Source organism: Rhodovarius crocodyli, assembly GCF_004005855.1.
GTDB classification, from domain to species: Bacteria; Pseudomonadota; Alphaproteobacteria; order Acetobacterales; family Acetobacteraceae; genus Rhodovarius; species Rhodovarius crocodyli.
The window spans coordinates 155,183-179,983 of sequence record NZ_SACL01000010.1; the positions used below are offsets into that span (position 1 = coordinate 155,183).

23 protein-coding genes and 1 pseudogene are annotated in these 24,801 nt (G+C 68.9%); 14 read left to right on the top strand and 10 right to left on the bottom strand.

Going from position 1 to position 24,801, the window contains the following annotated elements; translation table 11 throughout:
• Window positions 1-103 precede the first annotated feature (103 nt).
• From EOD42_RS22030 to EOD42_RS22065, 8 genes and pseudogenes are all read right to left on the bottom strand, one after another.
• Window positions 104-931, bottom strand: coding sequence for an ABC transporter permease (locus tag EOD42_RS22030; RefSeq protein ID WP_127789747.1), 828 nt, complete (start codon window positions 929-931; stop codon window positions 104-106).
• Window positions 924-1,679 carry an ABC transporter ATP-binding protein gene (locus EOD42_RS22035; protein ID WP_240655252.1) on the bottom strand — a complete coding sequence of 252 codons (756 nt, stop codon included), beginning with the start codon at window positions 1,677-1,679 and terminating at the stop codon, window positions 924-926. Before EOD42_RS22035 ends, EOD42_RS22030 begins: the two co-directional genes overlap by 8 nt.
• Entirely contained in the window at window positions 1,676-2,689 is a 1,014-nt protein-coding gene (locus EOD42_RS22040) for an ABC transporter substrate-binding protein (RefSeq protein ID WP_127789749.1), read from the bottom strand. Before EOD42_RS22040 ends, EOD42_RS22035 begins: the two co-directional genes overlap by 4 nt.
• A 12-nt stretch (window positions 2,690-2,701) precedes the next feature.
• Window positions 2,702-4,549, bottom strand: a complete 1,848-nt coding sequence (gene cysC, locus EOD42_RS22045; RefSeq protein WP_127789750.1) for an adenylyl-sulfate kinase — start codon at window positions 4,547-4,549, stop codon at window positions 2,702-2,704.
• Window positions 4,549-5,358 (bottom strand): sulfate adenylyltransferase subunit CysD, encoded by an 810-nt coding sequence (cysD, locus tag EOD42_RS22050; RefSeq protein ID WP_127789751.1) that lies wholly within the window; start codon window positions 5,356-5,358, stop codon window positions 4,549-4,551. Before cysD ends, cysC begins: the two co-directional genes overlap by 1 nt.
• Window positions 5,355-6,026 (bottom strand): annotated as a pseudogene (locus EOD42_RS22055) (phosphoadenylyl-sulfate reductase); the annotation flags it as partial. The pseudogene EOD42_RS22055 and the gene cysD, both read right to left, overlap by 4 nt.
• 157 nt (window positions 6,027-6,183) lie before the next feature.
• Window positions 6,184-7,020, bottom strand: a complete 837-nt coding sequence (locus tag EOD42_RS22060) for a CmcJ/NvfI family oxidoreductase (protein WP_127789753.1) — start codon at window positions 7,018-7,020, stop codon at window positions 6,184-6,186.
• Between the two features lie 99 nt (window positions 7,021-7,119).
• Complete coding sequence (locus EOD42_RS22065) at window positions 7,120-7,836, bottom strand: SDR family NAD(P)-dependent oxidoreductase (RefSeq protein ID WP_127789754.1); 717 nt, start codon at window positions 7,834-7,836, stop codon at window positions 7,120-7,122.
• A gap of 206 nt (window positions 7,837-8,042) precedes the next feature.
• Here EOD42_RS22065 and EOD42_RS22070 point away from each other — a divergent pair, with 206 nt between their 5' ends.
• From EOD42_RS22070 to EOD42_RS22135, 14 genes are all read left to right on the top strand, one after another.
• On the top strand, window positions 8,043-8,837 hold the full coding sequence (locus EOD42_RS22070; RefSeq protein ID WP_127789755.1) for a MetQ/NlpA family ABC transporter substrate-binding protein: 795 nt from the start codon (window positions 8,043-8,045) through the stop codon (window positions 8,835-8,837).
• Between the two features lie 5 nt (window positions 8,838-8,842).
• Complete coding sequence (locus EOD42_RS22075) at window positions 8,843-10,222, top strand: LLM class flavin-dependent oxidoreductase (RefSeq protein WP_127789756.1); 1,380 nt, start codon at window positions 8,843-8,845, stop codon at window positions 10,220-10,222.
• Between the two features lies 1 nt (window position 10,223).
• On the top strand, window positions 10,224-11,396 hold the full coding sequence (locus tag EOD42_RS22080) for an acyl-CoA dehydrogenase family protein (protein WP_127789757.1): 1,173 nt from the start codon (window positions 10,224-10,226) through the stop codon (window positions 11,394-11,396).
• Window positions 11,393-11,740 (top strand): carboxymuconolactone decarboxylase family protein, encoded by a 348-nt coding sequence (locus tag EOD42_RS22085; RefSeq protein ID WP_127789758.1) that lies wholly within the window; start codon window positions 11,393-11,395, stop codon window positions 11,738-11,740. The genes EOD42_RS22080 and EOD42_RS22085 overlap by 4 nt, the downstream gene beginning before the upstream one ends.
• Window positions 11,737-12,531 carry a class II aldolase/adducin family protein gene (locus EOD42_RS22090; RefSeq protein WP_127789759.1) on the top strand — a complete coding sequence of 265 codons (795 nt, stop codon included), beginning with the start codon at window positions 11,737-11,739 and terminating at the stop codon, window positions 12,529-12,531. The genes EOD42_RS22085 and EOD42_RS22090 overlap by 4 nt, the downstream gene beginning before the upstream one ends.
• A 37-nt stretch (window positions 12,532-12,568) precedes the next feature.
• Window positions 12,569-14,152 carry an ABC transporter substrate-binding protein gene (locus tag EOD42_RS22095; protein ID WP_127789760.1) on the top strand — a complete coding sequence of 528 codons (1,584 nt, stop codon included), beginning with the start codon at window positions 12,569-12,571 and terminating at the stop codon, window positions 14,150-14,152.
• Window positions 14,149-15,144 (top strand): ABC transporter permease, encoded by a 996-nt coding sequence (locus tag EOD42_RS22100; RefSeq protein WP_127789761.1) that lies wholly within the window; start codon window positions 14,149-14,151, stop codon window positions 15,142-15,144. The genes EOD42_RS22095 and EOD42_RS22100 overlap by 4 nt, the downstream gene beginning before the upstream one ends.
• Window positions 15,144-15,992 (top strand): ABC transporter permease, encoded by an 849-nt coding sequence (locus EOD42_RS22105; RefSeq protein ID WP_127789762.1) that lies wholly within the window; start codon window positions 15,144-15,146, stop codon window positions 15,990-15,992. Before EOD42_RS22100 ends, EOD42_RS22105 begins: the two co-directional genes overlap by 1 nt.
• A gap of 2 nt (window positions 15,993-15,994) precedes the next feature.
• Window positions 15,995-16,978, top strand: coding sequence for an ABC transporter ATP-binding protein (locus EOD42_RS22110; protein WP_127789763.1), 984 nt, complete (start codon window positions 15,995-15,997; stop codon window positions 16,976-16,978).
• Window positions 16,975-17,898, top strand: a complete 924-nt coding sequence (locus EOD42_RS22115) for an ABC transporter ATP-binding protein (protein WP_127789764.1) — start codon at window positions 16,975-16,977, stop codon at window positions 17,896-17,898. The genes EOD42_RS22110 and EOD42_RS22115 overlap by 4 nt, the downstream gene beginning before the upstream one ends.
• Window positions 17,899-17,911: 13 nt before the next feature.
• Window positions 17,912-19,027 carry an LLM class flavin-dependent oxidoreductase gene (locus EOD42_RS22120; RefSeq protein ID WP_127789765.1) on the top strand — a complete coding sequence of 372 codons (1,116 nt, stop codon included), beginning with the start codon at window positions 17,912-17,914 and terminating at the stop codon, window positions 19,025-19,027.
• 485 nt (window positions 19,028-19,512) lie between these two features.
• A complete protein-coding gene (locus EOD42_RS22125; protein ID WP_127789766.1) occupies window positions 19,513-20,484 on the top strand; it encodes a sulfurtransferase in 972 nt (323 codons plus the stop codon).
• 8 nt (window positions 20,485-20,492) lie between these two features.
• Window positions 20,493-22,352, top strand: coding sequence for a PLP-dependent transferase (locus EOD42_RS26555; protein ID WP_456308120.1), 1,860 nt, complete (start codon window positions 20,493-20,495; stop codon window positions 22,350-22,352).
• 13 nt (window positions 22,353-22,365) lie between these two features.
• Entirely contained in the window at window positions 22,366-23,358 is a 993-nt protein-coding gene (locus EOD42_RS22135) for a Bug family tripartite tricarboxylate transporter substrate binding protein (RefSeq protein ID WP_206020436.1), read from the top strand.
• Window positions 23,359-23,569: 211 nt separating this feature from the next.
• Here EOD42_RS22135 and EOD42_RS22140 read toward each other — a convergent pair whose 3' ends face one another.
• Entirely contained in the window at window positions 23,570-23,830 is a 261-nt protein-coding gene (locus EOD42_RS22140) for a hypothetical protein (protein ID WP_240655253.1), read from the bottom strand.
• Window positions 23,831-23,964: 134 nt separating this feature from the next.
• Window positions 23,965-24,609 (bottom strand): phage terminase large subunit, encoded by a 645-nt coding sequence (gene terL, locus EOD42_RS22145; protein ID WP_164868073.1) that lies wholly within the window; start codon window positions 24,607-24,609, stop codon window positions 23,965-23,967.
• Between the last annotated feature and the right edge of the window lie 192 nt (window positions 24,610-24,801).

Sequence of the window (24,801 nt, forward strand, 5' to 3'; positions counted from 1 at the left end):
GTCGATGCGCGGCAGGGCTCCCGCATACGGCCCCACGCCTTGGGGCCTGCTGATACGGGAGCCGGGGTTGAGACAGTCGGCGATCAGGCTGGTCGCGTTTTTCCTATCGCTGCAGGCCCCAGCGGCGCACGGTGCGCGCCTCCAGCGCCCGGAAGATCACGCCCTCCACCACCAGGCCAATGGCGATCACGGCCAGCAGCCCGGCGAAGACATCGGCGATTTCGAGGTTGTTGCGGCGTTCGTAGATGAACCAGCCGAGCCCGCCGGAGCGGGAGGTGGTGCCGAAGACCAGCTCGGCCGCGATCAGGGTGCGCCAGGCGAAGGCCCAGCCGATGCGCAGCCCGGCGATGATGGCGGGCAGCGCCGCGGGTGCGAGGATGCGCAGCGTCAGCTGCCAGCCGCGCAGGCCGAGATTCTCGCCCACCCGGCGCAGGGTGGGCGGAATGGCCTGCACGCCGCTATGCGCGTTCAGCGCCACCGCCCACAGCACCGAATGCCCGATGACGAACACCAGCGACGGCGTGCCGAGCCCGAACCACAGCAGCGCCAGGGGCAGCAGCGCGATGGCGGGCAGCGGGTTGAACATAGCGGTCAGGGTGGAGAGCAGCTCGGAGCCGAAACGGCTGGCCACCGCGAACACCACCAGCAACGCGGCCAGCAGCAACCCCGCGCCATAACCCAGCCCCAGCACCTGGAGCGACACGGCCGCGCGCGCCGCCAGCTCACCCGACAAGGTCAGCCGCCAGAAAGCGGCCAGGGTGTCGCTGAGCGTCGGGAAGACGAGGTCGTTGGCGATCCAGCGGCCATAGCCCTCCCAGGCCAGGCCGAGTAGCACCAGCACGGCGGCGCGGCGGGCAATACCATGCCAGGCGGCGGCCAGGGGTGGCGGCGCAGCCGTGGCGGGCAGGCGCAGGTCCTGTCCGTCAGGCATGCAACGCCACCTCCTCGGGCAGCAGCAGGCGGTGGATGCGGGCTTCGAGCGCCGCGCGTTCCTCCAGCGTGTCGGGCACGTCCAGCACCGCCTGCACCCGGCCGGGATGCGGCGACAGCACCAGGATACGGCTGCCGAGCGCCACCGCCTCCTCGATCGCATGGGTGACGAACAGCAGGGTGAAGCCAAAATCGCGCCACAGGCGCAGCAGTTCGTCCTGCATGCGGCGCCGCGTCAGCGCGTCCAGCGCTGCGAAGGGCTCATCCATCAGCAGCACGCGCGGGCGGGCGGCGAGCGCGCGGGCAATGGCCACGCGCATCTTCATGCCGCCCGACAGCGTGTGGGGAAAGGCGTCGGCGAAACCGGTGAGCCCCACCTGGGCGATCAGCGTCTCGGCCTCGCGCCTGCCCTCGGCGCGCGGCGTGCCGGCCAGTCGGCGTGGATAGGCGATGTTGTCGGCGACACTCTTCCAGGGCAGCAGCTGCTCGAATTCCTGGAACACCATCATGCGGTCCGGCCCTGGCTGCGTGACCGGCCGGCCATCCAGCAGCAACTGTCCAGCATGGGGGGCATGGAAGCCCGCGACCGCGCCCAGCAGCGTGGATTTGCCGCAGCCGGAGGCACCGACCAGCATCAGGCGCTCGCCCTCGGCCAGCGAGAAGGAAATCCCCTCGCAGGCTGTCAGCCAGCCGGTGGCAGTGCGATAGCCGAGCGAGACGTCGCGCAGTTCCAGGACGGGGGTGCTCAAGTGCCCGCGCCGCCATGCGCCTCGGGGAAGAACAGGTCCTTCCAGCTTTCCAGCCGGATCGGCACCTGACCGGTGCGGTGCTGGAAATCGGCGAAGTGCTTCACGCCCTCCGGCTCGATGCTGAAGCGGTGGTCCGGGTGCCGGATCAGCGCTTCGACGAAATCGACCGAGAGGTTGGACCGCTCGGCGCGGACATAGAGCTCAGCCGCTTCGCGCGGGTTCGCCACGATCCAGGCATTGGCGGCGCTGAGCGCCGAGCGGAAGGCCAAGACGGTGCGCGGATTGGCATCGCGCCAACGCTGGGTCGCATACAGCAGCGTGACCGAATGCCGGCTGCCCACCACGTCATAGGAGGACAGCACGCGGCGGATGCCCGGGTGTTCCAGCTGCTGGTTCTGGAAGGGCGGGTTGCCGAAATGCGCGTTCACCTCGCTGCGCCCGCCGATCAGGGCGGCGGTGGCATCGGGGTGCGACAGGGTGACCGTCAGCGGGTCCAGCCGCGCATGCTGGCCGGCGCCGAAGGCCTGCTCGGCCGCCATCTGCAGGACGATGGCCTGGAAGGAGACGCGTACGGCCGGCAGGGCGATGCGGTCCTGCGGGCCGAAGTCGCGGATGGTCTGCACCGCCGGGTTGCGGGTGTTCAGCCACAGCGGCGCCGCCACCAGCGAGGCCAGCGCGTGGACCTTGAGGTTGTTGCGGCTGCGTGCCCAGAGCAGCACCACGGGCGGGATGCCTGCCGAGGCGATTTCCAGGTTGCCGGACAGCAGCGCGTCGTTGGTGGCCGCGCCCCCCGACAGCTGCAGCCAGGAGACGTTGGGTTCCGGCAGGCCGATAGCCCGGGCCTCGCGCTCGATAAGGCGCAATTCCCGCGCCACGGTCAGCGGCAGGTAGGTGATGCCGAACTGCACCGCGATGCGCAGGTCCCTGGCTTCCTGCGCCAGGGCGAGGCCGGGTGCTGCCACGATGCCGGCGCCCAGCAGGGCGCCACGGCGGGTCAAGCGGGTGTTCATGTCTTGTTTCCTTCAAGCCACCTGGCGGTAGCCGCGGCCCTGGGCGAAGGCCTGCAATGCCAGCCGCAACAGGCCCTCGGTGCTTTCGTGTTCGTTCAGCCGTCCGGTATCCAGCACCAGATCGGCCGCCTGCGGTGCCTCGTAAGGGGCCGAGATGCCGGTGAAATCGGCCAGCCGGTCCTCACGCGCGCGGCGGTACAGGCCCTTCGGGTCACGCCCCTCGCAGGTGGCGAGATCCGCCGCCAGATAGACTTCGCGGAAACGCTCGCCCACGGTCTCGCGCGCCTGGGCGCGATGGGCTGCCAGCGGCGAGATCAGCGCCACCACCGCCACCAGCCCGGCATCGGCCAGCAGGGCCGAGACCTCGGCGGTGCGGCGGACATTCTCGGCGCGATCCTCGGCCCTGAAGCCCAGGTCGCGGTTCAGCCCGCCGCGCAGGTTGTCGCCATCCAGCAGCGTGGCCTGCACGCCGTGGTTCGCCAGTTCCCGCACCAGCCGCGTGCCGAGGGTGGATTTGCCCGAACCCGACAGGCCGGTCAGCCAGATGACGCCGCCGCGATGGCCGTTGGCGCGCGCACGCTCCTCGGCCGAGAGCGGGGCGGCCACGGCCGTCAGGTTGCTGCCGGCAGGTTCCAGATGCTCCACCACGAAGCCGCCGACGATGCGGTGGTTACGCACCAGTACGCCGCGCCCGGTACGCGGGTTGGTGCCGTGCGCATCCAGCGCCAAAGGGCGCCGGGCCCGCAGCCGGGCACGTGCCACCATGTTCCGCTCCAGCTGGCTGGCGGGTGCCGAGGTCAGCGCATCGACGTCGATCACCGCCTCGATGGCTTCCACCGCCGCCCGGGTCTCAGCGGTGCCATGGCGCAGCGTCAGGCGTTCGCCCTGGCGCAGCGGCTCCGGGTCCAGCCAGAACAGCCGCACGGTCAGGGCGTGGGATTCGATGCTGGGGTTCTCGGCGGTGCCGAGCACCTGGCCGCGTTCCGCGAAGACGTCGCGGTCCAGCACCACGGCGACACTCTCGCCGGCCTCGGCGGCCTCGCGCGGCGGGCCGCCCCAATTCTCCAGCGACAGCACCCGCGCCTGGCGGCCGCCGGGGGAGAGGCGCAACTCGTCACCCAGTGCAAGCCGGCCGGTCTCGATACGGCCCACCAGCACGCGCCGGTCGCCCAGCCGATAGACATCCTGCACCGGCAGGCGCAGCGGCAGCTCGGTCGGGCGCGGCCGGGGCGGCAGCGTGTCGAGCGCCTCGATCAGCGTCGGGCCTTCGTACCAGGGGCTGTCCGCGCCGCGCTCCACCACATTCTGGCCGTGGCGCGCGGAGAGCGGCACGACATGCGTCGGCGCCAGCCCCAGAGAGCTGAGATAGCCGCGCAGCTCGGCTTCAAGGGCCAGGAACCGTTCCTGGCTCCAGCCCACGCGGTCCATCTTGTTCACTGCCACCACGACGCCGGAAACCCCCAGCACCGACAGCAGATACACATGCCGGCGGGTCTGCTCGCCCAGCCCCTGTTCCGCATCCAGCACCAGCACGGCGGCCTCCGCCTGGGCCGCGCCGGTCACCATGTTGCGCAGGAACTCGGCATGGCCCGGCGCGTCCAGCACGGCATAGCGCCGGGCGGCACCGCGGAACCAGACCTGGGCCGCATCCACCGTGATGCCCTGGTCGCGCTCCAGCTGCAGGCTGTCCAGCAGGAAGGAGAATTCGAGATCGAGGCCACGCTTGGCGGATTGCTCGCGCAGGGCCGCGATGCGCGCCGGCGGCAAGGCGCCGGTGTCATGCAGCAGCCGCCCGACCAGGGTCGATTTGCCGTGGTCAACATGGCCCACGATGACGACGGGGAAGGAGACATCGCTCATCACAGATACCCGCCCACGCGCAGGCGCTCGAAGGCATCCTCGCTTTCGTGGTCCATGCTGCGGCCGGCGCGCTCGGGTTCCCGGGTCAGGCGCAGTTCGTCCAGAATCTCGGCGATGCTGCTGGCGGTGCTGTCGATCGGGTTGGTGATGCCGATCTCGCCCAGAGAGCGGAAACGCTTGTTTTCCCGCGCGAAATACAGCTCGCAGACCGGGATGCCCTCACGCTGGATGTAGCGCCACACGTCGATCTCGGTCCAGCGCAGCAGCGGGTGGATGCGCAGGTGGGAGCCAGGCGGGGCGTCGAGATTGTACAGGTCCCAGAATTCGGGCGGCTGGTCGCGGAAATCCCACTGACCGTCGTCGCCGCGCGGGCTGACGATGCGCTCCTTGGCGCGCGTCGCCTGCTCGTCGCGGCGGATGCCGGCGATGATGCCCCCGAGCCCGTAGCGGCGCACCGCCTCGCGCAGGCCCTCGGTCTTGCGGGCCGCGACCCGGCTGGCGGGCGGCAGGGAGGGGTCCGTCGCCTCCAGCGGCGGGCAAGGGTCGGCGATCAGGTTCAGGTTCCACTCGCGCGCATAGCGCTCGCGGAAGGCATAGGCCTCCGGGAACTCCAGCCCGGTATCGAGATGCATGACCGGAAACGGCACGCGGCCCAGGAAGGCCTTGCGCGCCAGCCAGATGAGCACGTTGCTGTCCTTGCCGAGCGACCACAGCAGGGCAAGCGGGCGGACGCGGTTATAGGCCTCTCGCAGGATGAACAGGCTGTCGGCCTCGAGCTCGTCGAGGTCGTCGAAGGAACGGGCGGTCATGTCAGGGCTTTGTTGTTGTCGTTGCGGGATGGGGTGTGGTGGATGCCGCACTCGGTCTTGCCGGTGCCGCGCCAGCGGCCGGCGCGCGGCGGCTCGCCCGGCCTGGTGGGGCTGGTACAGGGCGCGCAGCCGATAGAGGCATAGCCCCGCGCGAAAAGCGGGTGGTCGGGCAGGTCGTGCTCGGCGCGGTAGGCGGCGATGTGCACGCTGTCCCACAGCGCGAGCGGGGAGACGCGCAACTTGCCATCCTCCTGCCTGACGGCCTGCAATGCCGTGCGTTCGGCGCCATGGTGTCGCTTGCGGCCATCCAGCAGCACGTCGAACCCCTCCAGCGCCGCGTCGAGGGGGAAGACCTTGCGCAGGGCGCAGCACTGGTCGGGAGCGCGCGACCACAAGGTGCCGTCAGGGTCCAGCCCGGCCAGCAGCGCCGGGTCGGGAAGCAGGTCACGCACGTCGCGCAGGCCCAGCCGGCTGGCCAGCGCCGCGCGATAAGCCAGGGTTTCCGGGAAATGCTTGCCGGTTTCCAGGAACAGCACGGGCATGGCGCGGTCGATCCCCGCCACCAGGTGCAACAGAACGGCGGCCTCCGCCCCGAAGGAGGACAGCACCGCCACCCGGCCTGGATGTTCCCGCAGCAGATGGCGGACCAGTCCCTCCGGTGTCATGGCCTGGCGAGCCCGAGGCCGGGCTTGCCGCTTCGCGGCAGGGGGCTCCTATGCTGGCCAGTGCTGTGGATGCTCATGACGTCGTGTTCCGCATGCGAGAAGAAAGAACAGGTTCAGCGCGCGGAACGGCTACAGGGCCCCTCGAGGTGAAACGGCGGTGTCATGGCTTGTGAAAGACCAGGGTGCGCAGTTCGATGCTCTCGCGCGGCGGGGCATCGGCGGGCGTGGTAGGGTCATGGAAGGCCGTGTGGGCGACGAAGCGGGCGCGGCCGTCCGTCTCGCTGTCGTAGCACTTGATCAGCAGCGCCTCGTCGGTCTGCAGGTCAGGCACATAGAACCACTCATGCGCCGGGTTGAAGCGCACGCTGTAGGTCTCGCCGACCCGCTGCGGATAAACGAGGTCGCTCGGCACATAGTCCGAGAAAGGCACCGTGCGGGCGTCGGCGAAGGCGAGCGGCGCGTCCTTCACCGGGCCGCGCAGCGGCCGCCACAGGTTGATGACCTGGACGCGCCCCTTCAGCAGCGCCTCCGCCTCGTCCGGCAGCAGGTCGCGCACCCGCTGCGGGCCGGAACGCTCGGTATGGTCGACATGCACGCGGGTGGCGGGCTGGCGCGGGCCGCCATCGCGCTGGTCCTCGACCCCGGGCACCCGGCGGCGGATGGTGTGATCGAAAACGAACACACGGTCGGCCCCGGTGGCGGCGCGGATCAGCGCGATGCTCTCCGGGTAATAGACGTCGCGGATCTGCTGTTCATCGGAAAAATCGGCAAGCGCCGAACGATGGCGCAGTAGCTCGAACCCCGTGACGTCGAGGGCGAGCTGCGCGGCAGCGGCCCGGGCGTCGCGGATGCGCACATCATGCGCCTCCGGCAATGCGGTGCTGCGGGGTTCGCCCGCAGGCGGGTCGAAGGTGTAGGTGCGCGGCCTGCCATCGACCGGCGCCAGATAGTTCAGCGACGCGGTGATGGAAGCAGGCGCGGACAGCGTGGTGCCCATGGCGTGATCCTCGTTGGTACTTTTTACACGAAGAAAATCCGTGCAAAATTTATTCAACAAGGATGATTGCGATAAATGACCGCCAGCGCAAGGTGGAAATCAGAATTTCTCGCCGTAGGGCCGTAGATCCAGCTCCAGCGTCCAGGCGGAGCGATGCTGACGGTGCAATTGCCAATAGGCTTCCGCGATCGCGTCGATGCTCAGCAAACCGTCCGGCCCGGCGGCCTCGGCGCGCTCCGGGCTGCGGCTGCGCAGCCTTTCGCCGTCGATCCCGCCATCGATCACGGCATGGGCGACATGCAGACCGAGCGGCCCCAACTCCCGCGCGGCGGATTGCGCAAGTGCGCGCAGCCCGGCCTTGGCGGCGGCGAAGGCGGCGAAACCCGAGGCGCCGCGCAGGCTGGCGGTGGCGCCCGTCAGGATCAGGGTGCCGCGCCCTTGCGGCACCAAGTGGCGCGCCGCCTCCCGGGCCACAATGAATCCGCCCAGCGTGTTGGTGCGCCAGGTGTTCTCCACCTCAACGACGGTCAGTTCGCGGAAGGGGCGGCGCAGATTGCTGCCCGCATTGAAGACCACTATCTCCGGCTGATGGGCGCGGGCGAAGAGGGTACCGATGGCGGCCTCGTCGGTGGCATCGGCCACCACCGCCTCCGCGCTGCCGCCGGCGGCCTGGATGGCGGCGGCTACACGGTCGAGCTTTTCAGCCGTCCGGCCCGCCAGAAGCACATGGTGGCCTTCCCGGGCGAAACGCCGCGCGACGGCCGCACCCAGCCCCTGTTCGGCGCCCACGCCGACGATAATGACTTCGGTTCCCATGCCTGCCTCCTGGATGCTTGGTCGGGATCGAATTGGGATGAGCGCGCGGGCTGTCAATCACCAGGATACAATCGTGATTCTGGACGGGATCGCGCACCTGTGCGTCATATAATACACCATTTTATATGTTAATTGAATAAAGCACGTTGTTTTACGGCACAAACTCCCATACCGTGCCGCAACATCATCCGTTGCAAGGCCCTCTCATGCTCCGCCGTACCCTTGCCGCTTCCGGCCTTTCCCTGCTCGCCAGCCCCGCACTTGCCCAGAACGCGGCGGCGCCGCTGCGCATCGCGCTGGCCACCAGTGTCTCCAACGAAGCCACCGAGGCCGCCGCCACCGAGGCCCGCGCCCAGGGCCTGAATGTCCGGCTGCAGGAATTCAGCGATTGGCAGACCCCCAACCGCACCGTGTTCGATGGCGAGCAGGACGCCAATTTCTTCCAGCACCAGCCGTTCCTGGAATACTCCAACACCCGTGCGGGCTGGAACCTGGTGCCGGTCGCGGTCGGCTTCGCCACCGCCTTCGGCCTCTATTCCAAGCGCATTCCGGCGCTGGACGGCATCCGCGAGGGGGCGCGCATCGCCTATTCCGGCGATGCCGTGAACACCGGCCGATCGCTCCTGCTGCTGCAGAGCGCCGGCCTGCTGCAGCTCAAGCCCGGCGCCGATCACCGTGCAGGGCCGGAGGATATCGTGGGCAACCCGCGCCGCCTGCGCCTGGTGCCGCTTGACGGCCCGCAGATCGCCCGCGCGCTGGATGACGTGGATGCGGTGGCCACCTATCCCACCTTTGCCCGCCTGGGCGGGATCGACCCCAGCCGCGGCCTGATCTTCGAGAACGACCCGCGCTACGCCTTCCGCTTCGTCACCCGCCCCGACCGCACGCAGGACGAGCGGCTGACCCGCTTCATCGCCGTCTACCACCGGTCGGACGCGGTGAAACAGGTGCTGCGCCGCCTCTACGCCGACCTCGTTTCCTTTCCCTGGGAACAGGGCTGACCGCCATGGCCCGCCGCCCGCTGATCCTGAACGCGGTGCTGATGGATTGCGCGGGGGACATCGCCCATGGGCTGTGGTCCCACCCGCGCGACCAGTCGCACCGGCATAATGAGCTGGACTACTGGACCGGCATCGCCCGTACGCTGGAAGCAGGCGGTTTCGACACCCTGTTCCTGGCCGACGTCATCGGCGCCAACGACGTCTATGGAGGCGGGCCGGCGGCGGCGCTGCGTCACGCCGTTCAGGTGCCGATCGGAGACCCGATGCTACTGGTCTCCGCCATGGCGGCGGCCACGCGAAGCTTGGGTTTCGGCGTGACGATGAACACCAGCTACAGCCACCCGGCACTGCTGGCGCGCAGCTTTTCGACCTTGGATCACCTGACCCAGGGGCGGGTGGCGTGGAACATCGTCACGGGCTTCGCCGACAGCGCGGCGCGCGCCATGGGCGATGCCGCGCAGATCCCGCACGACGAACGCTATGACCGGGCCGAGGATTTCCTGGCCGCCGCCTATGGGCTGTGGGAGGGCAGCTGGGACGATGACGCGCTGGTCATCGACAAGGCGGCGCGCGTCTTCACCCGGCCCGAGGGCGTGCGCGCCATCGAGCACAAGGGCCCCTGGCATCGCGTAAGCGGCATCCACCTGCAATCGCCTTCCCCGCAGCGCACGCCGTTGCTGTTTCAGGCGGGCGCATCCGCGCGCGGGCAGGAATTCGCGGCGCGCCACGCCGAATGCGTGTTCATCAGCGGCAGTCCGGCCCAGGCGAGGGAGATCGTGCGCGACCTGCGCGCCCGCGCTGCCCGCCATGGGCGCGGCCGAGACGACCTGCGCATCCTGGTTGGCGTGCTGCCCGTGCTGGGCCGCACCGAGGCAGAGGCGCGCGACCGTTTCGAGGAATACGCACGCCACGCGAGCCCCGAGGGCGGGCTCACGCATTTCTCCCAGCAGACGGGTATCGACCTCGCGGCGCTCGATCCGGACGAGCCCATCGTGGAACGCCCCACCGAGGCCGCGCAGAGTTTCCTGGAGGCGGTGACGAAGCGCGCCCAGGGTCGGGTCTGGACGGTGCGGCAGGTCAGGGAATCCATGCGGCTCGGCTGCCGCAACCAGGCTGTGGTGGGCACCGCCGTGCAGGTGGCCGACGCCCTTCAGGCCTTCGTCGAGGAAGCCGATGTCGACGGCTTCAACATCCTGCGCACCGTCGTGCCCGAATGCTTCGAGGATGTGTCCGCACTGCTGATCCCGGAACTGCGATCGCGCGGGCTGGTGCGCCCCGCCCCGGCCGAGGGGCCGCTGCGCCAGCGCCTGTTCGGCCATGCACGCCTTCCCGCCAACCATCCCGGCGCCGCCTTCCGCCACCATCCCGCCCTTCAGGAAGCCTGAGATGAATGTCGTTGCCCCCGTTGTCCCCGACCTCGACGCCCTGATCGCGGGTTTCTCGGCCACGGCCGCACAGCGCGACCGCACCGGCGGCCATGCCGCTACCGAAAAAGCCCAGATCCGCCAGGCGGGGCTGCTCGCCTGGCCGGTGCCGGCCGAGCAGGGCGGCGCAGGCAAGGGCTGGCCCGAGATCCTGCGCCTGGTGCGGCGCATCGCCACCGCCGATGGCTCGCTGGCGCATCTGTATGGCTATCACGCGCTGCAGGTCGGCACGATCCGCCTCTACGCGAACCCGGAGCAGGCCGAACGCCTGCTGGGCGCCACGGCGCGCGAGCATCTGTGGTGGGGCAATGCCAACAACCCGCTCGATGCCCGGCTGGTGGCCGAGGATGCGGCGGATGGCGGCTTCGTGCTGGACGGGCGCAAGGGCTTCGCCTCGGGCGCGCGCGGGTCGCGACACCTCAATGTCTCGGCGCTGCACCAGGCCAGCGGGCAGCTCATCCTCGTCACAGTGCCCACCGATGCGCCTGGCGTCACGGTGCGCGGCGACTGGGACGCGGTGGGCCAGCGCCAGACCGACAGCGGCACGGTGGAGTTCGAGCAGGTGCGCATCCCGGCGCGCGACGTGCTGCGCCGCCCGGGCGAGGCCCCGCGCCTGCATATCACGCTGCGCACCACGCTGTCCCAGCTGGTGCTGGTCAACCTGTTCCTGGGCCATGGGTTGGGCGCGCTGGCCGCAGCCCGCGACCACAGCCTGCGCGAGACCCGGCCCTGGGGCGGTGCCGGTGTCGCCTCCATCGCCGAGGATCCGTTCGTGCTGGCGCGGCATGGCGAATTGCGCCTGGCGCTGCGCGCGGCCGAGTTGGCGACGGACGCCGCGAATGACGCGCTGGAGTGGGGCTGGGAACTCGGTGCCGCCATCACGCCCGAACAGCGCGGCGGGGTGGCGCTGCGCGCCGCCGAGGCCCGGGTGCTGGCCCAGCGCGCGGCGCTGAAGGCCGGAGAGGAACTGTTCGAGCTGACCGGCGCCCGCGCCGCCCGGGCCGAGCTGAATTTCGACCGGTTCTGGCGCAACATCCGCACGCATTCGCTGCACGACCCGGTGGATTACAAGCTGCGCGACATCGGCCGGCATTCGCTGACCGGTGCTGTGCCCGAGCCGGGCTTCTACGCATGAGCGGCAGCATCTCCCCCGCCATGCGGCACCTGCGGGAACAGGCGCCGGAGAGCCACGCACAGTTCGTGGCGCTCGGCCAGTCGGTCTTCGCGCCGGGCGCGCTCAGCACGCATGTGAAGGAGCTGATCGCGGTGGCCGCCGCGCATGTCACGCGCTGCCAGCCCTGCATCGAGATCCACACCCGCAAGGCCCGCGAGGCCGGGGCCACCGAGGCCGAGCTGGCCGAGGCCGCTTTCGTCGCCGTCTATCTCAGTGCCGGCGGCGCCATTGCGCAATATCGCGCCATCCAAGGGGTTCTCGCTTCCGAGGAAACCCCGAGACAGCAGGAGCACACGGCACCATGAACCACATCACCCCGAAGACCGCCGGCGACCCGTTCTTGGCCGTGCTGCGAGACGCCGAGCCGCAGCGCAGCCCGGCGCAGGAACGCCTGCACCGCAAGCAGCGCCTCGCCGCCACCTTCCGCATCTTCGCCCGCTACGGTTACGACCAGGGCCTCGCCGGCCATGTCACGGCGCGTGACCCGGAAAAGACCGACCATTTCTGGGTGAACCCGTTGGGCAAGCATTTCAGCCGCATCCGCGTGTCGGACCTGATCCTGGTGAATGACGAGGGCGAGGTGGTCGAGGGCCATCACGCGGTGAACCGCGCGGCCTTCGCCATCCATTCCGCGATCCACCAGGCGCGCCCCGATGTGGTCGCCGCCGCCCATACCCATTCCACCCACGGCAAGGCCTGGTCGAGCCTGGGCCGGCTGCTGGACCCGATCACCCAGGATTCCACCGGCTTCTACCAGCAGCATTCCCTGTTCGACGATTTCACCGGCGTGGTGCTGGAACAGTCCGAAGGCCGCCGCATCGCCGAGGCGCTCGGGCCGAACCGCGCCGTGATCCTGAAGAACCATGGCCTGCTGACCGTGGGCCAGACGGTGGAGGCCGCGGCCTGGCGCTTCATTGCGCTGGACAACGCCGCCCGCGCGCAGCTGCTGGCCGAGGCCGCCGGCACGCCGCAGCCCATCGGGCATGAGGTGGCGGCCAGCACCGCCCAGCGCGTGGGCTCCGACAAGGGCAGCATCCTCAGCTTCTATCCGCTCTGGGAGAAGATCACCGCCGAGGAACCGGACCTGCTGGACTGACGCCCTCTCCGTTCCCCTTGCCTGACCTGGATATCCGATGCATCGCCGTGACCTGATGACGGGCGGTTTCGCCCTGGCCTCCCTTCCTGCCATTGCGCAGCCCACCGCGCCCGTGCGCGGCGGCACCGCCCGGATCGTGGTGGAGGAACCGCCGATCCTGACCTCCGCCTTCATCACCACGATGAACATCGGCATGGTCTCCTCCAAGATCCTGGAGGGGCTGGTCAGCTACGACCTGGAACTGAAGCCCGTGCCGGCCCTGGCCGAAAGCTGGGAGACGAGCGCGGACGGGCTGCGCACCACCTTCCGGCTGCGCCAGAACGCCAAATGGCACGACGGCCAGCCCTTCACCTCCGCCGATGTGCGCTTCACCCTGCTCGAGGTCTGGAAGAAGCTGCATCCCTTCGGACGCGCCGTCTTCGCCAATGTCACCGAGGTCGAGACGCCCGACCCGCATACCGTCACGGTCGTGCTCTCGGCGCCGGCGCTCTACCTGTTCAACTACATCAACACCTATGGCGCCCAGATCCTGCCCCGGCACATCTATGAGGGCACGGACATCCTGAAGAACCCGGCCAACAGCGCGCCCATCGGCACCGGCCCGTTCCGCTTCAAGGAATGGACGCGCGGCAGCCACCTGATCCTGGAGCGCAACCCGGATTACTGGCAGGCGGGCAAGCCGTATCTCGACGGCATCATCTTCCGCTTCATCCCCGATGCGGTGGCGCGCAGCGTGGCGCTGGAGGCCGGGGAGATCGACGTCACCATCGGCTCGCAGATCCCGGTGACCAGCCTGCGCCGGTTCAGCGACGCCTCGAAATACACCATCAACACCGATGACGGGCGCTTCCTCGCCTCGATCTTCCTGGCGCAGATCAATGTCCGCCGGCCGCATCTGGGCGACAGGCGGGTGCGGCAGGCGCTGTCCCACGCGATCGACCGCGCGGCGCTGGTGCGGCTGGTCTGGCAGGGTTACGGCAAGCCCGCCACCGGGCCGATCCCGTCCTCGGTCGCGCAGTACTACCATCGCGGCAATCCACAGGGCTTCGACCCGCGCCGGGCGGAACAGCTGCTCGACGAGGCCGGGCTGCGCCGGGGTGCCGACGGCAAGCGCTTCCGCATCAACCTCGTCTCCGGCAGCGGCAACAGCCTGGAATCCAACCGTGCCGGCGAGTTCATCAAACAGTCCTTCGCCCGTATCGGCGTGGATCTCGAACTCATCATCGAGGATTCGGCCGCCTACCTGCGCCGCGTCTACACCGACGGCGACTACGACATCATGACCTCGAGCCTGCACAAGCTGCCGGACCCCACGCTGGGGGTTCAGCGCCTGTACTGGACGCAGAACATCATTCGCGGCGCGCCCTGGACCAACGGTTCCGGCTACTCGAACCCCGAGCTGGACCGGATCATGGAACAAGCGGCCTCCGAGGGCGATCTGGCCCGTCGCCGCGCCCTGGTGAACCGCTGGCAGGAAATCGTGCAGGAGGACGCGCCGATCCTGGACCTCGTGGAGCTGACCTGGACCACCGTCTCCACCGCGCGCTTCCGCAAGGAACGGCCGCAGGGCGATGGCATGTTCGCGGGGCTGGAGGATGCCTGGCTGGTGCCGGCGCGATGAAGCGGCGCGGGCTCAGGCCCTTTGTGCTGCGGCGGTTGTGGCAGGTGGTGCCGGTGCTGTTCGGCATCGCCGCGCTGAACTTCCTGATCCTGCAGCTCGCGCCCGGCGACGTGGTGGATGTGCTGGCCGGCGAGGCCGGCGCCGCCACCCCGGAATACATGGCCCAGCTGCGAGCGGCCTTCGGCCTCGACCGGCCGCTGCCGGTGCAGTTCCTGCATTACCTGGGCAATCTGGCGACGCTCGACCTCGGCTTCTCCTTCAGGCTCAACATGCCGGTGCTGGGGCTGATCATGACGCGGCTGCCGGCCACGCTGCTGCTGATGACCTCCGCGCTGGCGATCGCGGTGGTGGCGGGCTCGCTGCTCGGCGTGCTGGCCGCCACGCGCGTCGGCAGCTGGGCGGATACCGCGCTGTCCTGGTTCGTGCTGCTGACCTATGCGGTGCCCACCTTCTGGCTCGGGCTGATGGCCATCGTGCTGTTCTCGGCCGGGCTGGGATGGCTGCCATCGGGCGGGATGTACACGGTGGGCGCGGGGCATGGTGCCCTGGCCATGATCGGCGATGTGGCGCTGCATCTGATCCTGCCAGCAGTGACCCTCTCCACCTTCTACATGGCTGTCTATGCCCGGCTGGTGCGCAGCTCCATGCTGGAGCTGTACGGCGCCGACTTCATCCGCACCGCCCGTGCCAAGGGGGCGGGCGAATGGCGCATCACCCTGGTGCATGCCTTCCGCAACGCGCTGCTGCCGATGGTGACCATGCTGGCCTATCAATCCGCCTCGCTGCTCAGCGGCGCGGTCCTGGTGGAGACGGTGTTCTCCTGGCCCGGCCTCGGCCGCCTGGCCTATGAGGCGATCCGCACCCGTGACCTCAACCTGCTGCTCGGCATCCTGTTCTTCAGCTCCGTCGTGGTGGTGCTGGTCAACCTGCTGGTCGACCTTCTGTATGTGCTCATCGACCCGCGCGTCGACCCGGCCGGGAGGCGCGCCTGATGTCGGCCTCGGCGCAGCCCGGCCTGTTGTGGCGGCTTTCGGTCAACCGGTCGGCGGCCGGGGGCGCGGTGCTGCTGGCGCTGATCCTGGCGCTGGCCATCATCGGCCCGCTGCTGTGGCCGGGCGACCCGTGGGAGATGGCGGCCCCGCCCATGCTGTGGCCGGGCGAGGACATGGCCAACCCGCTCGGCACCGACGTGATGGGGCGCGACCTCGCGGCCGGGCTGGTATCCGGCGCGCGGGTATCGCTGATGATTGGGCTGGTCAGCACGCTGATCGCGGCGGGCATCGGCACGCTGTTCGGCGCGCTGGGTGGCTTCTATGGCGGCAGCGTGGACGCGGTGCTGATGCGCGTGACGGAGCTTTTCCAGACAGTGCCGAGCTTCGTGCTGGCCGTGGTGCTGGTGGCGGTGTTCCGGCCCTCGGTCGCGACCGCCGTGCTGGCCATCGGCATCGTCTCCTGGCCGGCTACCGCGCGGCTGGTGCGCGCGCAATTCCTGCTGCTGCGGGAACGCGAATTCGTCCTGGCCGGGGAGACCATCGGCATGGGCACGCCGCGCCTGATCCTGACGCAGATCTTGCCCAACGCCCTGCCACCGGTCATCGCCATGTCCACGCTCACCATCGCCCACGCGATCCAGACCGAGGCGGCGCTGTCCTTCCTCGGCCTGGGCGACCCCAATGTCATGAGCTGGGGCACCATTATCGGCGGCGGGCGGGAGCAGCTGGCCGAGGCCTGGTATGTCTGCGGCCTGCCGGGCATCGCGGTCGTGGTCACGGTGCTGGCCTTCAACCTGCTGGGCGAAGGGCTGAACGACGCCCTGAACCCGCATTTGCAACGGCGCTGACCATGGCCCTGCTCGATATCCGCGGGTTGCAAACCTGGTTCGATACCCGCGCCGGGACGGTAAAGGCCGTGAATGGCGTGAACCTCTCCATCCAGCCCGGCGAAACGCTGGCGCTGGTGGGAGAGAGCGGCAGCGGCAAATCCGTCACCGCCTATTCCGTGCTGCGGCTGATCGAGGCGGCGGGCGGGCGCATCGCGGGCGGCGAGGTGCTGTTCAAGGGCACCGACCTGCTGAAGCTCGATGCGGCCGGGATCCGCGCCGTGCGCGGCAACCGCATCGCGATGATCTTCCAGGAACCGCTCTCGGCGCTGAACCCGGTGCAGAGCATCGGCACCCAGATCGTGGAGGCGCTGCGCCTGCACCGCGACATTGGGCTGCGCGCGGCACGGGAACGCGCGGTGGAGTTGCTGGAGCTGGTGCGCATGCCATCCCCGCGCGAGCGGGCGGAGGAATTTCCCCATCGCCTCTCGGGTGGCATGCGCCAGCGCGCGATGATCGCCATCGCGCTGGCCTGCGAGCCGGAACTGCTGATCGCGGACGAACCCACCACCGCGCTGGACGTGACCACCCAGGCGCAGATCCTGGCCCTGCTGCGCGAATTGCAGCAGCGGCTGGGCATGGCGATGCTGCTGATCACCCATGATCTGGGCGTGGTGGCCGAGATCGCGGACCGCGTGGCGGTGATGTACGCCGGCCGGGTGGTGGAGGAAGGCGCGGTAGGCGCGCTGTTCGACCGCCCGGCCCACCCTTACACGCGCGGCCTGCTGGACGCGGTGCGGATTGAGGCACTGCCGCCCGGCAGCCGCCTGCCGGAGATCCCGGGCATCGTGCCCTCGCTGCTCGACCTGCCGCCCGGTTGCGCCTTCGCGCCGCGCTGCGGCCGGGCCAGCGCCATCTGCCAGGCCGAGCTGCCGGCGCTGCGGGCCATCGGCGTCGGCCGCCGCCATGCCTGCTGCCACCCGCATCTGGAGCCCGTGCCGGCATGAGCGCCCCCTTGCTCGAGTTGCGCGGGCTGGTGAAGCATTTTCCGGCGGGTGCGGGCACCGTGCGCGCCGTCGACGACGTCAGCCTGCATGTCGCCCCCGGCGAGACCCTCGGCCTGGTGGGCGAGAGCGGCTGCGGCAAGTCCACCATCGCACGGCTGGTGATGCGCATTTACCAGCCCAGCGCCGGCAGCATCCTGTTCGATGGCGCAGAGCTGGCCCGCGCAGACCGCGCGCGGATGCAGATGGTGTTCCAGGACCCCTTCGCCTCGTTGAACCCGCGCGAGACCATCGGGCGCATCCTGGAACAGCCCTTGCTGGTGCATCGGCGCGGCGATGCCGCCGAGCGGCGGGACCGCGTGGCCGCGCTGCTGCAACGGGTGGGCCTGCGGCCGGAACTGGCGCAGCGCTACCCGCATGAGCTGTCGGGCGGGCAGCGCCAGCGCGTCGGTATCGCCCGCGCGCTGATCCTGCACCCCGCCATGATCGTCTGCGACGAGGCGGTCTCGGCGCTGGATGTCTCAGTGCGCGCCCAGGTGCTGAACCTGCTGCTGGAATTGCGGGAGGAATTGGGCCTCACCGCGCTGTTCATCTCCCATGACCTGGCGGTGGTGCGGCACATGTCGGACCGGGTGGCGGTGATGTATCTGGGCCAGCTGGTGGAGCAGGCCGACCGCGACAGCCTGTGGCACGCCCCGCGCCATCCCTACACGCGCGCCCTGATCGCGGCCGCGCCGCGTCTCGACCCCTCGGCCGCCCGCACGCCCCGCGCCTTGCTGCAAGGCGACCTGCCGAGCCCGATCGACCCGCCACCCGGCTGCCGCTTCCACCCGCGCTGCCCCCTGGCCCAGCCGCGCTGCCGGCAGGAGGCACCGGCGCTACGGCAGGTCGGTGCCGCCCAGGTCGCCTGCCATTTCGCCTGAAAGGAGCATCACCATGAGCGTCGAATTCATCGGCTATGTCGGCCATTTCAATTCCTCGGAGAGCGTGCGCCGCACCGGCCCGGCCGTGGACGTCACGCATATCGAGGCGGTGGCGAAGGCGCATGAGTATGTCGGCTTCGACCGCGCGCTCGTCGCCTTTCATTCCAACTCGGCGGAAAGCATCCTGATCGGGCAGCACGTCGCCCATGTCACTGAGCGGCTGGGGCTGATGATCGCCCATCGGCCGGGCTTCACCGCGCCCACCCTGGCGGCCCGGCAACTGGCCACGCTGGACCAGTTCACGCGCGGGCGGGTGGCGGTGCACATCATCTCGGGCGGCGACGACGCCGAGCTGGCGCAGGACGGCGACCACCTGACCAAGGATGAGCGCTACGCCCGCACCGGCGAGTATCTGGACGTGGTCCGGCAGGAATGGGGCTCGACGGCTCCCTTCGACTATGAGGGGCGCTACTACCGTGTCACCCGTGGCTATGGGGATGTGAAGCCCTATCGGCCGGAAGGCATTCCGGTGTTCTTCGGCGGGGCCTCGGACGCCGCCATTCCGGTGGCCGGCAAGCATGCCGATGTCTATGCGCTGTGGGGCGAAACCTACGACCAGGTGCGCGAGCTGGTGGCGCGCGTGCGGACAGCGGCCGCGCCGCATGGCCGCAACCCGCGCTTCAGCCTGTCGTTGCGTCCCGTCATCGCGGATACCGAGGAGAAGGCCTGGGCCAAGGCGGATGACATCCTGGCCCGGGCCCGCGCGCTGCGGTCTGCCGGCGGTACCGGGCGCTCGCCCAACAATGTCCGTGCCCAGCGTGGCGACACGCCGCCGCCCAATGAAGGCTCGCGCCGGTTGCTGGCCGCCGCCGCGCAGGGCGCACGGGTGGATAAGCGGTTGTGGACAGGGATCGCGGCGCTGACCGGCGCCTCGGGCAACTCCACCGGGCTGGTGGGAACCCCGGACCAGGTGGCGGATGCGATGCTCGACTACTACGACCTCGGCATCGATACCTTCCTGATCCGGGGCTTCGATCCGCTGATCGACGCCATCGAGTACGGGCGGGAGCTGCTGCCGCGCGTCCGGGAACTCGTCGCCGCGCGGCAGGCTGGCCGGTCGGCGGCTTGAGCCTCTGTCGGTCTGGTCGATGCCGGCACCATCCGTTTTTTCCAGGGATGTGCCGGCGGCCTGGCCTGAAGGCCAGGTGGTGACGAGGGCCGGCGCCTCCGAGTTTACCCTTGGTGCACCGCGAGGGCTAAGTGTCTTGCGTCAGGCTGGTGAGTTAAAACGCACCCGGCCGGCAGCGAGATGACTGGTGAGTTTTCGAGCGCCTGGCATCCGGTGATTTTGCCGCTCATGAGAGGCGGCGTGGCAAGATACAAGCCCGAAAATAAGGCTGGTCCCGGCAGGGGCAAAAATTACATCTAGAATTAGTGTTTTTATAAAAACACTTCCAAATGTGATTGTTCGACGATAATCCTGCTTGGCCAACATGGCCATGGAGGATGATGTGCCCTGCTTATGGAGACCGCACCCGCACGAGCGATGTCGGTAGTGGCCGCCCCCAAGCGACGCATCACGAGCCAAATAGCAATCCTAAAACGGGAAATCCCATGACCAATCTTCTTCCTTTTGGGCGTCGCGGTATCGCGGCCCTGGCTAGCGGCGTCGCCCTCGCGCAGGCCAGCCGTCCCGCCGCCGCTCAACCCGCGGCCGCTTCCGGCCCCGCTCAGGCCCTCGTCTCTACCGAGTGGCTGACGGAGAACCTGCGCAATCCGCAGGTCCGGGTCATCGAAGTCAGCGTGAACCCCGGGCTGTTCGAGCGCGGCCACATTCCCGGCGCCACCAACGTCTCCTGGCACCGCGACCTGGTGGACACGGTGCGCCGCGACATCGCCAGCCGCGAGCAGATCCAGAACCTGCTGCGCCGTGCCGGCGTGCAGCATGACAGCACGGTGGTGCTGTATGGCGACAACAACAACTGGTTCGCGGCCTGGGGCGCCTGGGTGCTCGACATCTATGGCGTGCGCGACGTGCGGCTGCTGGATGGCGGGCGCCGCAAGTGGGAGGCCGAGGGCCGTCAGGTCTCTAACCGGCCCGTTACCCATCAGGCCACGACGCTGGAGCTTCCGGCCCAGCCCAATCTCGCCTTGCGGGCGCGGCTGGCGGACGTGGTGCCCGTGGCCCAGAACCGCGCGCAGGAGGTGCGCCTGCTGGACATCCGCAGCCCCGATGAGTTCAGCGGCAAGATTTTCGCGCCGCCGGGCTTCCAGGAACTCGCGATCCGCGCGGGCCATATTCCGGGCGCGGTGAACGTGCCCTGGGCCCAGGCCGTGCGGCCGGACGGCACCTTCAAGAGCGTGGACGAGCTTCGCGCGCTCTACGCCAATGTCGGCATCGACGGCAGCCGCCCGGTCATCGTGTATTGCCGCATCGGCGAGCGCAGCAGCCACAGCTGGTTCGCGCTGAAGCGGCTGCTTGGTTACCAGAACGTGCGCCAGTACGATGGTTCCTGGACCGAGTACGGCAATTCGGTCGGCGTGCCGATCGAGAATCCCGCCGGCACGATCTGGGGCGCGACCTGAGCATTTCCTTGAACGGGGCGGGGGCGGCGGCCGGTGCCGCCGGCCTCGCCGCCTTGTGGTGGGCGGCGGCGTCCGACCGGGCGCTGCTGTTCGCGCTGGTTCTGGGTGCCGCCTTCGGCTTCGTGCTGCAACGCAGCCGCTTCTGCTTCCTGTGCATCACGCGCGATGCCGTGCGTGGCGGAGACCCACGAGGGTTGCTGGGGGTGCTGACGGCACTTGCGGTCGGCACGCTGGGCTATGCCGTGGTGTTCGGGTCCTGGCTGCCGGTGCCCATGCGGCCCGGCTTGCCGCCGGATGCGCATATCGGCCCGGTATCCTGGGTGCTGGTGCTGGCGGGCGTGGCGTTCGGCCTGGGCATGACCCTGTCGGGTTCCTGCGTCTCCGGCCACCTCTACCGGCTGGGCGAGGGATCGGTCAGGGCGCCCATCGCGCTGATGGGCACGGCGGTCGGTTTCCTGCTGGGCTTCATAAGCTGGCCGTTCCTGTATGAGGCGGGAATACGCGGCGCGCCTGTGGTGTGGCTGCCGCATTGGCTCGGCTATGCCGGCACCATCCTGGTCAGCCTGGCGGTGCTGGGCTTGCTGGCGCTGCCGCTGCTGCGCCGCCTGCCGGCGGGTGCCGCCGCATCGGGGCCTTTGGGCTTGCGCGATGTGCTGCGCCGCCTGTTCCGACACCGCTGGCCGGGCTGGCTGGGTGGCATGGGGGTGGGGTCGATCGGCGCTGTCGCCTATTTGCGCACGGAGCCGCTGGGCGTGACCGCCGCGATCGGCGGTGTTGCCCGCGCTGCGGGCGATGCGCTGGCGCTGGGCTCCGGCCAGGCCGCTTCGGCCTTCTCCGTGCTGGCGATCGCGCAGGCGGGGGACAACATCGTCTCCTCGACCGATCTGTATGGCGGGACCTGGAACCTGTTCGCCAACACGCTGCGGCGGCAGGGGATTGAGGTGCGCTTCGTGGACCCGGCCGACCCGGAGGCTTTCGCCCGCGCCACCGATACCCGCACGCGCGCCTATTACGGCGAGACGCTGCCCAACCCGAAACTGGCGGTGTTTCCGATCGCGGAGGTGGCGGCGATCGGCTGCAGCTTCGGCGTGCCGCTGATCCTGGACAACACCGCGGCGCCCTTCCTGGCACGGCCGCTGGAGCATGGTGCCGCCATCGTCGTCTATTCGCTGACGAAGTATCTGGGCGGCCACGGCACTTCCATCGGAGGGGCCATCATCGATGGCGGGAACTTCGACTGGACTGCCCACCCAGACCGCCATCCGCTGCTGACCCAACCTGACCCGAGCTATCACGGTGTGATCTGGACCGAGGCGGCACCGAAGCTTGGCGTCGCGCCCTATGTCGCCGCTGCCCGCAGTTCGGTGCAGCGCGACCTCGGCGCGTCGCTGTCGCCGTTCAACGCCTTCCAGATTCTCCAGGGCATCGAGACGCTGCCCCTGCGGATCCAGAAGCACTCCGTGAACGCTGAAGCCGTGGCTCGCTGGCTCGCCCTGCAACCGGAAGTCCTGCGGGTCATCCATCCCTCCCAGCAATCGGGTGAGGTTCGGGTACGGGCAGATCGCTATCTGTCTGGCGGCTACGGCGGGCTGGTGGGGGCGGAACTGCGTGGCGGGGCGAGGGATGGAGCTCGGCTGATCGATGCGCTGAAGCTCTTTTACCACGTGGCCAATATCGGCGATGCGCGCAGCCTGGCGATCCATCCGGCCAGCACCACCCATGGCCAGTTGTCGCAGGATGAGCAAGCGGCGACAGGCGTCAGTGCGGGCTATGTGCGTTTCTCCATCGGCCTCGAGCATATCGACGACATCATCGAGGATCTCGAACAGGCCTTCGCCACCCTGGCCCTGCCGCTGGCGGCCGAGTGACATGGAAAACAAAATGAACCTCCGCCTTTCCCGTCGCCGTGTGCTGGCCCTGGCGGCGTTCCTGCCGCCCGCCGCGCCGGCTTTGGCACAGAGCGATGGCCCCTGGCCCAGCCGGCCGGTCCGGCTGGTGGTGCCCTGGCCGGCCGGCGGCCCCACTGACACCTATGGCCGCGCCTTGGCCCGTGAGCTGTCCAGCCAGTTCGGCCAGAGCTTCGTGGTAGACAACCGTACTGGCGCGACGGGCACGGTGGGCATCCAGCACGTCATGCGCGCCCCTGCCGACGGCTACACGCTGCTTGTGCCCAACATCACCGCTTTCATCGGCAGCGTGGTGGCGCTGGGTGACGCCGTGCAGTTCGATCCGATCCGCGATTTCACGCCCATCGGGATCTTCGTCGAATCTTCCAGCATCTTGTGGGGCCACCCGGGTCTGGGGGTGAACGACTTCGAGGGGTTGTTGGCCCGTGCGCGCGACCGCTCGAAGCCGCAGATTGCTTTCGGCACAACCGGCAGCGGGTCGGTCAGCGAGCAGGCGGTCGAGCAGATTGCGCGGCATTTCAACCTCGACCTGCTGAAGGTGCCATATCGAGCAACCGCGCCGCAGGTGACCGACCTGGTGGCTGGCCATGTGCAGATCGGCAGCGCCGATTTCCCGACTGTCGGCCCTCACTTCCGAGACGGAAAGGTGCTGCCGCTGATCGTGATCGGCTCGCAGCGCCTGCCGGAACTTCCGGACGTGCCGACGACGGCGGAGTATGGCCTCACTGAGCCGGACTTCACGGTCTGGAACGGCTTCTTCGCCCCGGCGGGTACGCCTCCTCCCATCGTGGCTCGGCTGCGCGATGGCCTGGCAAACGCGAGCCGCAGCGAGCCCTTCCGTGCCATCGTCAATGGAAACGGCAACCAGGGGGTGCTGCAATTGGGGAGTGACGTGACGGCCAGGTTGGAACGCGAATTGGCTTCCCGCCGAGCGCATGCGCAGTTGAATGCAGTCCCAGGTGGCTGAACCTCAGGCCAGCGGTTTCAAGCTGGTGATGGATCAGGCGTGCAGCTTTCACCCGATGGGTGGGATCGCTACGGCCGGTTGCTGGCGGTGGTGCGGGACCGACGAGGGCGAGACGTGGCTCAGGTCATGATCCGGGAAAGTCTGGCCCGCCCTTATGGTGGCGGTCGTCGGGAGGGTTGGTGTTCGCCGCGACAGGGGTGCTCGACCGGGCCTATGGAATGTCATCACGCTTCGGAACGGCCAGGCCTTCCTCGACCAGAAAGGCGAGCACCGTGTCTGCAAGCGGCGCTCGCACCTCATCCGGCAGCAAAATGGCAGGTTTCCAGGTGCCGTCCGCGGCCTTGTAAGTCGGCGAGTGCACGGAGTTGCCGCCCTTGGGCAGGCGGCGCACCTGGATACCGGCGATTGTCAGCTGCACGCCGACTACTTCCATATCGACGTCCACGAGCGCGAACAGCACCTTGCTGTCCACGGCACGTGCGGCCCGAACCGTGAAGGTGAGAGTCTCTTTGTCTGATTGTAGCAACATTGCCCCGGCCCCATGCCCATGAAGTAGGCGGCGAAACCCTGACGCCGCAGGCTGAGCATGATGCATACAAAGGTTTCTTACAAAGGCAAATGCCAGATCCAATAAGTGTCACGGATGCTGTAGCCGAGTAGCTGGCTGAGAGCATCGACCTGGTCGTTGTGCTGGCTCCCCGGAAAGGAGAAGAACTCCGCCTCGAAGACCTCAAGCCAAGGAGCCCTAAAGGGAAGGTACAGTTCGCCCCGCTCCATCAGCGCTGTCACCCTCGAAAGACGCGCTTCTTTATCCCCTTCCGGTTTGATCCCCTGCACATTCACCGTGCTCCCCAAAGAGGAGACGAGAGCGGGACCAACCGCCGTGTCTTCGACCAGGGTAATGGCACCCGGATATCGCGCCGCCATTTCCTGGGCGGCGTGCAACAGCTCCGGAAACTGCATCCGTCGCCGCACCACTTCCAACAGATAAAACCGATCTTTCGCCACGCGCTGGACTGCCAGGCCAACGGAATACGAGTTGTCGGGGCCGCCCTTCGATGCCGTGTCCCAGCTGATGTAGGTCAGGCCGGTCCCGGGTTCAGGCGGTGTGTCGTAGCGCTTGATCCACTCGCGTTTAACCATCCCACCGCCGGGCGGCGCGGGTGCCTGGAGGTACTGTGTGGCGAACGCGTCAGAGCCAATCTCCCTTTCCAGTTTACGCAGAAGCTGCACGGGCTCGCGTTCGGACAAAGCCTCGCCTGTGCGTCGCTCATAGCGCCGCCCCCGAGGCAGATCGAAGGTCTTATCCTGCAGGGTGACGTGCCCCCCTGAGACTCCTCCAAAAATAACTGGAGTCCGCCCGACCCAAGGACGGACGAATGAAGCGATCACGGTTCACGGAAGAGCAGATCATCGGGATCCTGCGCGAGCAGGAGGCCGGCG

Excerpts from the sequence above, each read along its gene's own strand:
- EOD42_RS22030 (WP_127789747.1), bottom strand. The coding sequence starts at position 931 with ATGCCTGACGGACAGGACCTGCGCCTGCCCGCCACGGCTGCGCCGCCA.
- EOD42_RS22040 (WP_127789749.1), bottom strand. The coding sequence starts at position 2,689 with ATGAACACCCGCTTGACCCGCCGTGGCGCCCTGCTGGGCGCCGGCATC.
- cysC (WP_127789750.1), bottom strand. The coding sequence starts at position 4,549 with ATGAGCGATGTCTCCTTCCCCGTCGTCATCGTGGGCCATGTTGACCAC.
- cysD (WP_127789751.1), bottom strand. The coding sequence starts at position 5,358 with ATGACCGCCCGTTCCTTCGACGACCTCGACGAGCTCGAGGCCGACAGC.
- EOD42_RS22060 (WP_127789753.1), bottom strand. The coding sequence starts at position 7,020 with ATGGGCACCACGCTGTCCGCGCCTGCTTCCATCACCGCGTCGCTGAAC.
- EOD42_RS22065 (WP_127789754.1), bottom strand. The coding sequence starts at position 7,836 with ATGGGAACCGAAGTCATTATCGTCGGCGTGGGCGCCGAACAGGGGCTG.
- EOD42_RS22070 (WP_127789755.1), top strand. The coding sequence starts at position 8,043 with ATGCTCCGCCGTACCCTTGCCGCTTCCGGCCTTTCCCTGCTCGCCAGC.
- EOD42_RS22075 (WP_127789756.1), top strand. The coding sequence starts at position 8,843 with ATGGCCCGCCGCCCGCTGATCCTGAACGCGGTGCTGATGGATTGCGCG.
- EOD42_RS22080 (WP_127789757.1), top strand. The coding sequence starts at position 10,224 with ATGAATGTCGTTGCCCCCGTTGTCCCCGACCTCGACGCCCTGATCGCG.
- EOD42_RS22085 (WP_127789758.1), top strand. The coding sequence starts at position 11,393 with ATGAGCGGCAGCATCTCCCCCGCCATGCGGCACCTGCGGGAACAGGCG.
- EOD42_RS22090 (WP_127789759.1), top strand. The coding sequence starts at position 11,737 with ATGAACCACATCACCCCGAAGACCGCCGGCGACCCGTTCTTGGCCGTG.
- EOD42_RS22095 (WP_127789760.1), top strand. The coding sequence starts at position 12,569 with ATGCATCGCCGTGACCTGATGACGGGCGGTTTCGCCCTGGCCTCCCTT.
- EOD42_RS22100 (WP_127789761.1), top strand. The coding sequence starts at position 14,149 with ATGAAGCGGCGCGGGCTCAGGCCCTTTGTGCTGCGGCGGTTGTGGCAG.
- EOD42_RS22105 (WP_127789762.1), top strand. The coding sequence starts at position 15,144 with ATGTCGGCCTCGGCGCAGCCCGGCCTGTTGTGGCGGCTTTCGGTCAAC.
- EOD42_RS22110 (WP_127789763.1), top strand. The coding sequence starts at position 15,995 with ATGGCCCTGCTCGATATCCGCGGGTTGCAAACCTGGTTCGATACCCGC.
- EOD42_RS22115 (WP_127789764.1), top strand. The coding sequence starts at position 16,975 with ATGAGCGCCCCCTTGCTCGAGTTGCGCGGGCTGGTGAAGCATTTTCCG.
- EOD42_RS22120 (WP_127789765.1), top strand. The coding sequence starts at position 17,912 with ATGAGCGTCGAATTCATCGGCTATGTCGGCCATTTCAATTCCTCGGAG.
- EOD42_RS22125 (WP_127789766.1), top strand. The coding sequence starts at position 19,513 with ATGACCAATCTTCTTCCTTTTGGGCGTCGCGGTATCGCGGCCCTGGCT.
- EOD42_RS22135 (WP_206020436.1), top strand. The coding sequence starts at position 22,366 with ATGAACCTCCGCCTTTCCCGTCGCCGTGTGCTGGCCCTGGCGGCGTTC.